Below are 8,586 nucleotides of genomic sequence, written 5' to 3' on the forward strand. Positions count from 1 at the left end.
TCGGTCGCCGCGGCGCTCGTGCTCGGTGACGCGGGTGCGTTCGTGGGGCACCGGCCGGTCGCCGTCGTCGGCCGCGACCCGCGGGCCTCCGGCGAGTTCCTGGAGGCCGCCGTGATCGCCGGCCTGGCCAGCGCCGGCGTCGACGTCCTGCGGGTCGGCGTGCTGCCCACGCCCGCCGTCGCCTACCTGACCGGCGCGCTCGGCGCCGACTTCGGCGTGATGCTCTCGGCCAGCCACAACGCGATGCCCGACAACGGCATCAAGTTCCTCGCCCGCGGCGGCCACAAGCTGGACGACGCCATCGAGGACGCCATCGAGGAGCACTACCGCCGCTACGGGGTCGGTGCCGACGAGGACTGGAAGCGCCCCACCGGCGCCGCGGTCGGCCGGGTCCGCCAGTACACCGAGGGCTTCGACAAGTACGTCGCCCACCTGGTCGCCGTCCTCCCGAACCGCCTCGACGGCATCCGGGTGGTCATCGACGGCGCGCACGGCGCCGCCGCCCGGGTCGCCCCGGAGGCCTTCGCCCGGGCCGGCGCCGAGGTCGTCTATACGCTGGGCGCCGAGCCGAACGGCCTCAACATCAACGACGGCGTCGGCTCCACGCACCTGGACAAGCTGCGGGTCGCGATGAAGGAGCACCGCGCCGACTTCGGCGTGGCGCTCGACGGCGACGCCGACCGCTGCCTGGCCGCCGACGCGGACGGCAACGAGGTCGACGGCGACCAGATCATCGCCATCCTCGCGGTCGCCATGAAGGAGGCCGGCACCCTGCGCGGCAACACGGCCGTGGCCACCGTGATGTCCAACCTGGGCTTCAAGCTCGCCATGGAGCGCGAGGGCATCGACCTGGTGCAGACCGCGGTCGGCGACCGCTACGTGCTGGAAGAGATGAAGCAGCACGGCTTCGCCCTCGGCGGCGAGCAGTCCGGCCACGTCATCCTGCTCGACCACGCGACCACCGGCGACGGCACCCTCACCGGCCTGATGCTCGGCGCGCGGCTGGCCGCCACCAAGCAGTCGCTGGCCGACCTGGCCGCGGTGATGACCCGGCTGCCCCAGATACTGATCAACGTCAAGGGCGTCGACAAGAGCCGGGTCGACACCTGCGCCGAGCTCGCCGCCGCGGTCGCCGAGGCCGAGGCCGAACTCGGCTCCACCGGACGGGTGCTGCTGCGCAAGTCCGGCACCGAGCCGCTGGTGCGGGTCATGGTGGAGGCCGCCGACGAGGTGCAGGCCAAGGCGGTGGCGAACCGCCTGGCGGCCGCCGTGCGCACCCACCTCGGCTGATCCGCGGCCGCGGCGCAGTCGTACGCCGCGGGCCCCGGGGGAGTGATCCCCCGGGGCCTGTCGGTGTGCTGAGGCCGGGTCAGAGCTTGCGCAGCAGCGCGCGGCGGACCTTGTGGTCCTGGCCCTTCTGCAGCACCAGGGTGGCCCGGCCGCGGGTCGGCAGTACGTTCTCCAGCAGGTTGGGCTTGTTGATGGTGCGCCAGACCTGCCGGCCGTAGTCCATGGCCTCCTCCTCCGGCACCTCGGTGAACCGGCGGAAGTAGGAGTTCGGGTCCTGGAAGGCGGTCTCGCGGAGTTTGCGGAACCGGTCCAGGTACCAGTGCTCGATGTCGTCGGTGCGGGCGTCGACGTAGATCGAGAAGTCGAAGTAGTCGGCCACCGCGAGCCTGGTCCGGCCGTCGTTGCCGGGCATGGCCGGCTGGAGGACGTTCAGGCCCTCCACGATCAGGATGTCCGGCCGCTCCACGGTGAGTTGCTCGTCCGGCACGATGTCGTAGACCAGGTGCGAGTAGACCGGGGCGGTCACCCGCTCCTTGCCCGCCTTCACGTCCGCGACGAAGCGCATCAGCGCCCGCCGGTCGTACGACTCGGGGAAGCCCTTGCGGGCCATCAGGCCGCGCCGGCGCAGCTCGGCGTTGGGGAGCAGGAAGCCGTCGGTGGTGACCAGTTCCACCCGCGGGTGCTCCGGCCAGCGGGCCAGCAGCGCCTTCAGCAGGCGCGCGGTGGTGGACTTGCCGACCGCGACCGAGCCGGCGACGCCGATGACGAACGGCGTCCGGGTGCGCTCGGTGTCCGGGGTGTCCAGGAAGGTGCCGACCGCGCCCCGCAGCTCGTGGGTGGCGTGGATGTAGAGGTTCAGCAGCCGGGACAGCGGCAGGTAGACGTCCCGGACCTCGTCGAGGTCGAGGGCGGTGCCCAGGCCGCGCAGCCGCTCCACCTCTTCGGCGGTCAGCGGCAGCGGGGTGCGCTCGCGCAGGGCGCTCCACTCGGCCCGGTCCAGATCCACGTACGGGGAGGGGGTGGGCACTGAGGGGGCGCCCCGCGTACAGAGTTCGGTCAGCACATCCTCCATTGTCGTCGGAAGCGGCCCTCCCGGGTCCTGTGGTGTCGGTCACGCTAGGTGGCGGCCGGCCACGGCCGCGGTGAGCGCCGGGGGGAACGGGGGGTGCAGAACGCCGCATATGCTGGCACGCATGTGCGGAATCGTTGGATATGTGGGGTCCCAGTCGGCCCTGGACGTAGTGATCGCGGGCCTGCAACGGCTGGAGTACCGGGGGTACGACTCCGCCGGTGTGGCAGTGCAGACCCAGGGGCCCGACGGGCAGTGGAGCCTCACCACGGACAAGCGGGCGGGCAAGCTCGCCAACCTTCAGAAGTCGCTGGCCGAGAACCCTCTCCCGGCCGGCACCACGGGCATCGGCCACACCCGCTGGGCGACCCACGGCGGCCCCACGGACGCCAACGCCCACCCCCACCTGGACGACGACCGCAAGGTCGCCGTCGTCCACAACGGCATCATCGAGAACTTCGCGCAGCTGCGCGCCGAGATCGCCGAGCGCGGCCACACCCTGCGCTCCGAGACCGACACCGAGGTCGTCGCCCACCTCCTCGCCGAGGCCTACGACGGCGACCTGGCCGAGGCCATGCGGGCGGTCTGCCGCCAGCTGGACGGCGCGTTCACCCTGGTGGCGGTGCACGCCGACGCCCCCGACGTGGTGGTCGGCGCCCGCCGCAACTCCCCGCTGGTGGTCGGCCGCGGTGAGGGCGAGAACTTCCTCGCCTCGGACGTCGCCGCGTTCATCGCGCACACCCGCGAGGCGGTCGAGCTCGGTCAGGACCAGGTCGTCGAGCTGCGCCGCGAGGGCGTCACGGTGACCGACTTCCACGGCAACCCGGCCGAGGTCCGTGAGTACCACGTCGACTGGGACGCCTCCGCCGCCGAGAAGGGCGGCTACGACTACTTCATGCTCAAGGAGATCGCCGAGCAGCCGAAGGCCGTCGCCGACACCCTCCTCGGCCGGATCGGCACCGACGGCCGGCTCACCCTCGACGAGCTGCGCATCCCGGACCAGGTGCTGCGCGAGGTCGACAAGGTCGTCATCGTGGCCTGCGGCACCGCCTTCCACGCCGGCATGATCGCCAAGTACGCGATCGAGCACTGGACCCGCATCCCCTGCGAGGTCGAGGTCGCCTCGGAGTTCCGCTACCGCGACCCGATCATGGACGACCGCACCCTGGTCATCGCCATCTCGCAGTCCGGCGAGACCATGGACACCCTGATGGCGCTGCGGCACGCCCGCGAGCAGGGCGCCAAGGTGCTGGCGATCTGCAACACCAACGGCTCGACCATCCCGCGCGAGTCCGACGCGGTGCTGTACACCCACGCCGGCCCCGAGGTGGCGGTCGCCTCGACCAAGGCGTTCCTGACCCAGCTGGTCGCCTGCTACCTGGTCGCCCTCTACCTGGGCCAGGTCCGCGGCACCAAGTGGGGCGACGAGATCTTCACCATCATCCGCGAGCTCGGCGACGCGCCGAAGCAGGTGGAGCAGGTGCTGGAGACCATGGAGCCCGTCCGCGAGCTGGCCCGTTCGCTGGCCGACGCCCGCTCGGTGCTCTTCCTCGGCCGCCACGTGGGCTTCCCGGTCGCCCTGGAGGGCGCGCTGAAGCTCAAGGAGCTGGCGTACATGCACGCCGAGGGCTTCGCCGCCGGCGAGCTCAAGCACGGCCCGATCGCCCTGATCGAGGAGGGCCTGCCGGTCGTCGTGGTCGTCCCGTCGCCGCGCGGGCGCTCGATCCTGCACGACAAGATCGTCTCCAACATCCAGGAGATCCGGGCCCGCGGCGCGCGGACCATCGTGATCGCCGAGGAGGGCGACGAGGCCGTCGTGCCGTACGCGGACCACCTGATCCGCATCCCGGTCACCCCGACGCTGCTCCAGCCGCTGGTGTCGACCGTGCCGCTGCAGGTCTTCGCCTGCGAGCTCGCCACCGCCAAGGGCCACGAGGTGGACCAGCCGCGCAACCTGGCGAAGTCGGTCACCGTCGAGTAGCCGGCCCCGCTCCGGCCGGAGCCCCTGCGGCAGCCTCGCGCTACCGCAGGGGCTCTGTGTCGAGCGCGAAGGAGAACGGCGCGGGCAGGTCGAGCGGCTTGCCGAAGGAGACCTGGACGTGCGCGGTGTAGTCGCCGTCCGCCGGGTCGGTGAAGAGCGTGGCCTGCCCCTCGTCCCGGTCGATCAGCAGGCAGCAGGGGATGCCGGCGGCGGCATAGCCGAGGCGTTTGGCCTCGCGGTCCTTCTGCGGACGGGTCGACGTGATCTCGGCCCGGCGGGGTTTCCAGCTCCAGGAGGTGTCCGCAGCACGTCGTCCGCAGGCAGCGGGTGCTCGACGGCCGGCATGGCGACCATGGCCCTTCTCCCTCCTGCCGATCGGTGCCGTGGCACACGGTAGGCGTACGGACCGACACCGGAGGGGGCTCGAAGCGGTTCTCACTCGAAAGTGTGCCGTACAGTCCCCGGCAACGGCCGGTGTCGCGAAGGAGTGCTGAGGGTGATCATCGGGGTCGGCATCGACGTCGCGGAGATCGGGCGGTTCGAGGCGTCGCTGGAGCGCACCCCGAACCTGGCGGACCGGCTGTTCACCCCGGCGGAACTGCACCTGCCCTCCGGCGCGCGCCGCGGCATCGCCTCGCTGGCGGCCCGGTTCGCCGCCAAGGAGGCGCTCGCGAAGGCGCTGGGCGCGCCCGCCGGCCTGCACTGGACGGACGCCGAGGTGCACACCGAGGACTCCGGCCGGCCGGTGCTGCGGGTCACCGGTACGGTCGCCGCCCGCGCCGCCGAACTCGGCGTGCGGTCGTGGCACGTGTCGCTGAGTCACGACGCGGGCGTAGCGTCGGCGGTAGTGATCGCCGAAGGCTGACGGGCCGCCGGACCCGCCCGCCGACCGAGCTGCCCCGGGAGGGCTGGCATGCGCCACGCGCACACCGTCGAACAGGTCCGCGCCGCCGAGGCCGCCCTGATGGCCCGTCTGCCCGACGGGGCGCTGATGCAGCGCGCCGCGGCCGGCCTGGCGGCCACCTGCGCCCGCCTGCTGCCCCGGGTCTACGGCGCCCGGGTACTGGTCCTGGCGGGCAGCGGCGACAACGGCGGTGACGCCCTGTACGCGGGCGCCCGGCTGGCCCGCCGCGGCGCCCGGGTGGAGGCCCTGCTGCTGTCGCCCGGGAAGGCGCACGCGGCAGGCCTGGCCGCCCTGCTGGCCGCGGGCGGGCGGGTGACCGACGACCGGGCCGCCTTCTCCGCCGCCGACCTGGTGCTGGACGGCATCGTCGGGATCGGCGGCCGGGGCGGCCTGCGGCCGCAGGCGCAGCCGTTCGCGACGCTGCCGCGGCGGGGCCGGGTGGTGGCGGTGGACGTGCCCAGCGGCGTCGACCCGGACACCGGGGAGGTGCCCGGTGCGGCCCTGCGGGCGGACGTGACGGTCTGCTTCGGCACGTACAAGCCGGGCCTGCTGATCGACCCGGGCGCCGGGTACGCGGGCGCGCTGCAGCTGGTCGGGATCGGGCTGGAGACGCCGGAGGCCGCGGTGTCGGTGCTGCAGCACGCGGACGTGGCCCGGCTGCTGCCGGTGCCGGCCGCCGAGAGCGACAAGTACCGCCGCGGGGTGGTCGGCGTGGCGGCCGGCTCGGCGCGCTACCCCGGGGCGGCGGTGCTGGCCGTCGCGGGCGCGCTGCACGGCGGCGCCGGTGCGGTGCGGTACGCCGGCACCGCGGCCGCGGAGGTGGTGCGGCGCTTCCCCGAGACGCTGGTGACCGACGGCGGGCCGGCCGGGGCCGGGAAGGTCCAGGCGTGGGTGGCCGGACCGGGCGGCGGGGACGGCGCCGCGCGGGCCCTCGCCGAGGCGCTGGCCGCGGACGTGCCGGTGCTGGTGGACGCCGACGGCCTGACCGAGCTGGCCCGGCTCGGCCCGGGCGCACTCGCCGGGCGGCGGGCGCCCGTCCTGCTCACCCCGCACACCGGGGAGGCGGCCCGGCTGCTCGCCGGGGCCTTCGACGGCCCGCCGCCGGCCGCGGACGACCTCGCCGCGACCCGGCTCGCCACCTCGCGCCGACTGGCCGCCGCGTACCGCGCCACCGTGCTGCTCAAGGGCTCGACCACGGTCGTGGCCGACCCGGGCGGCGCCGTCCGGGTGAACCCGACCGGGACCTCCTGGCTGGCCACCGCGGGCAGCGGCGACGTGCTGGCGGGGCTGGCCGGCTCGCTGCTGGCGGCCGGGCTCGCCCCGCTGGACGCCGCCTCGGTCGCCGCCTACCTGCACGGCCTGGCCGGTCGCCGCGCGGCCGACGGCGCCCCGGTCACCGCCCCGGAGGTCGCCGCGGCGCTGCCGGCGGTCTGGCGGGCGGTCCGCGCCGGCGACGGGTAGGCCGGCCCCGGCCCGGTGCCGGTGTCGGTCTTTCCTTCCGCGGTCGCGGAACCGGATACTCCGTTTCACGCGTCTTTCCGGGATGACCACCGCGGCCCGCCGGGGCCGTGGGCCGGGCACCGGCGCCGGTCTGGGAGACTGATACGCGATGACCACTGCGAAGACGACCGGGACGACGGCCCTCACCCACGGGGTACGGGCCGAGGCCGCCATCGACCTGTCCGCCCTGCGCGAGAACCTCGCCGCACTGGGCGCCCGCACCGATGCCGCGCTGATGGCCGTGGTGAAGGCGGACGCCTACGGCCACGGCGCGCTGCCGTGCGCCCGCGAGGCGGTCGCCGCGGGCGTCCGCTGGCTCGGCACCGCCACCCCCGAGGAGGCGCTCGCCCTGCGCGCCGCCGGGATCGGCCCGCGCGAGGCCCGCATCCTGTGCTGGCTCTGGACGCCGGGCGGCCCCTGGGAGCAGGCGCTGCGCTCGCACGTCGACGTGTCGGTCAGCGGCCGCTGGGCCCTGGACGAGCTGCTCGACGCCGTCCGGGCGACCGGCGTGCCCGGCCGCATCCACCTCAAGGCCGACACCGGGCTGGGCCGCAACGGCTGCCAGCCGCACGACTGGCCGGAGCTGGTCGCCGCCGCGCTGCGCGCCCAGGCCGAGGGCATGGTCGAGGTGGTCGGCCTCTGGTCGCACTTCGCCGCCGCGGACGAGCCCGGGCACCCGTCCATCCAGGTTCAGCTGGACGCCTTCGCGTCCGCCGTCGCGCACGCCGAGGCCGCCGGGGTCCGCCCCGAGGTCCGCCACCTGGCGAACTCCCCGGCGACCCTGCTGCTGCCGCAGTCCCACTACGACCTCGTCCGGCCGGGCCTGGCCATGTACGGCCTCTCCCCGGTGCCGGACGTCGGCACCCCCGCCGACTTCGGGCTGCGCCCGGTGATGTCGCTGACCACCCGGCTGGCCCTGGTCAAGCAGGTGCCCGGCGGGCACGGCGTCAGCTACGGGCACCACTACACGACACCCGGCGACACCACCCTCGGGCTCGTCCCGGTCGGGTACGCCGACGGTATCCCCCGGCACGCCTCCAACACCGGGCCCGTCCAGATCGGCGGCAAGTGGCGCACGGTCGCCGGCCGGGTCGCGATGGACCAGTTCGTGGTGGACCTCGGCGGCGACGCCCCCGAGGTGGGCGAGGAGGTCCGGGTCTTCGGCAGCGGCGAGCACGGCGAGCCCACCGCCGAGGACTGGGGCCGGGCCTGCGGCACCCTCAGCTACGAGATCATCACCCGGATCGGCTCCCGGGTGCCCCGCCGCTACGTGGGCGCCTCGACCCCATGACCGAACCCGTCCCCGGCAATCCGGTGGCCGCCGTGGCCAAGGCCGCCGGCACGGCCTCGGCCGGTGTCAGCCGTGCCGGGCTGATCGGCATCTCGCTGGGCGTGGTGGCGGCCGGGGCCGCCGCCGGCGTCGCGATAGAGCGCCTCACCGTCGGCCGGTCGATGCGCCGCCGGGCCCGCGAGGAACTGGACGCCGCCGCCCCGTACGGATCGCTGCGCGGCCGGCCGCGCACCGTGGCCGCCCCGGACGGCACCGAGCTCTACGTCGAGCTGGACGGGGTCGGCTGGCCCGGGCCGGAGGACGGTGCGCCCGAGCCGGCCGCGGTGCCGGAGCCGGACGGCCGGGGCCGGCGCGGCTGGTTCGCCCGCCGGCGCGGCACCCCCGCGGTGGACCGCGCCGGACTGCCGGGCCTGCTCGGCGGCGGCGCACTGGCCGGGGCCCGCCCGGCGCCGCGCGGGCGGCCCCCCCCCCCGGGCCCCCCCCGCCCCCGGGGGGGGTGCCCCCGGGGCAGGGGCCACCCCGGGAGCGGGCGCGAGCCCGGGGGGCCCCCG

7 protein-coding genes and 1 pseudogene are annotated in these 8,586 nt (G+C 75.2%); 6 read left to right on the top strand and 2 right to left on the bottom strand.

Annotated features, from left to right (window positions below):
• A partial coding sequence (gene glmM / locus ACFV0G_RS28780; protein WP_380554242.1) for a phosphoglucosamine mutase occupies positions 1–1,290 on the top strand: 1,290 nt, incomplete at its 5' end.
• A 79-nt stretch (positions 1,291–1,369) separates the two neighbouring features.
• On the opposite strand, the gene coaA is transcribed toward glmM, so the two are convergent.
• Positions 1,370–2,362, bottom strand: coding sequence for a type I pantothenate kinase (coaA, locus tag ACFV0G_RS28785; protein WP_380554245.1), 993 nt, complete (start codon positions 2,360–2,362; stop codon positions 1,370–1,372).
• 121 nt (positions 2,363–2,483) lie between these two features.
• Here coaA and glmS point away from each other — a divergent pair, with 121 nt between their 5' ends.
• A complete protein-coding gene (gene glmS, locus ACFV0G_RS28790) occupies positions 2,484–4,340 on the top strand; it encodes a glutamine--fructose-6-phosphate transaminase (isomerizing) (RefSeq protein ID WP_380554248.1) in 1,857 nt (618 codons plus the stop codon).
• 40 nt (positions 4,341–4,380) lie between these two features.
• On the opposite strand, the gene ACFV0G_RS28795 is transcribed toward glmS, so the two are convergent.
• The gene (locus ACFV0G_RS28795; protein WP_380554251.1) at positions 4,381–4,779 is read right to left on the bottom strand and encodes a Uma2 family endonuclease; all 399 of its coding nucleotides are present in this window, start codon (positions 4,777–4,779) and stop codon (positions 4,381–4,383) included.
• Positions 4,780–4,836: 57 nt separating this feature from the next.
• Between ACFV0G_RS28795 and ACFV0G_RS28800 the strand changes: the two genes are divergently transcribed.
• From ACFV0G_RS28800 to ACFV0G_RS28815, 4 genes and pseudogenes are all read left to right on the top strand, one after another.
• Positions 4,837–5,205, top strand: a complete 369-nt coding sequence (locus tag ACFV0G_RS28800; protein ID WP_380554254.1) for a holo-ACP synthase — start codon at positions 4,837–4,839, stop codon at positions 5,203–5,205.
• A gap of 48 nt (positions 5,206–5,253) precedes the next feature.
• Positions 5,254–6,705, top strand: a complete 1,452-nt coding sequence (locus ACFV0G_RS28805) for an NAD(P)H-hydrate dehydratase (RefSeq protein ID WP_380554257.1) — start codon at positions 5,254–5,256, stop codon at positions 6,703–6,705.
• Between the two features lie 148 nt (positions 6,706–6,853).
• Positions 6,854–8,035 (top strand): alanine racemase, encoded by a 1,182-nt coding sequence (gene alr, locus ACFV0G_RS28810; protein ID WP_380554260.1) that lies wholly within the window; start codon positions 6,854–6,856, stop codon positions 8,033–8,035.
• Positions 8,032–8,586 (top strand): annotated as a pseudogene (locus ACFV0G_RS28815) (hypothetical protein); the annotation flags it as partial. The gene alr and the pseudogene ACFV0G_RS28815, both read left to right, overlap by 4 nt.

The sequence above is a fragment of the Kitasatospora sp. NPDC059571 genome, from assembly GCF_042735675.1.
Taxonomy (GTDB): Bacteria; Actinomycetota; Actinomycetes; order Streptomycetales; family Streptomycetaceae; genus Kitasatospora.

Bases quoted from the DNA above. Each gene is read 5' to 3' on its own strand.
- coaA (WP_380554245.1), bottom strand. From the start codon at position 2,362: ATGGAGGATGTGCTGACCGAACTCTGTACGCGGGGCGCCCCCTCAGTG.
- glmS (WP_380554248.1), top strand. From the start codon at position 2,484: ATGTGCGGAATCGTTGGATATGTGGGGTCCCAGTCGGCCCTGGACGTA.
- ACFV0G_RS28805 (WP_380554257.1), top strand. From the start codon at position 5,254: ATGCGCCACGCGCACACCGTCGAACAGGTCCGCGCCGCCGAGGCCGCC.
- alr (WP_380554260.1), top strand. From the start codon at position 6,854: ATGACCACTGCGAAGACGACCGGGACGACGGCCCTCACCCACGGGGTA.